Below are 256 nucleotides of genomic sequence, written 5' to 3'. Positions count from 1 at the left end.
GGCGGGCACCTCCGGATACCGGTCCAGAAGATCCTGGAGATCCGGAATCCACTTTTCAGCAAGGAAAAAGGACCGGGGCCGGTGCCCCGCGTCCAGCGCCCGGCGAAGCACTTTCGAGGACTCGGCAATGTACATGCCTTCCTCGGGCTCTCGCCGGCGCCGCAGGGCGGTGTCTGTCAGGCCGGTGTAGTCAGCCACGCGCGGGTCGGCCGCTGAAGTTAAAGGGTGAAGGGTCACTTAGAACACCATATTCCAC

At 63.3% G+C, this 256-nt stretch carries 1 pseudogene; it reads right to left on the bottom strand.

Annotated features, from left to right (window positions below):
* Positions 1–237 (bottom strand): annotated as a pseudogene (locus SB754_RS21370) (rRNA methyltransferase); the annotation flags it as partial.
* Positions 238–256 lie beyond the last annotated feature (19 nt).

This window comes from Leifsonia sp. SIMBA_070 (assembly GCF_046534635.1).
Classification (GTDB): domain Bacteria; phylum Actinomycetota; class Actinomycetes; order Actinomycetales; family Microbacteriaceae; genus Leifsonia.
This window is presented reverse-complemented; position numbering and strand designations above follow the sequence as displayed.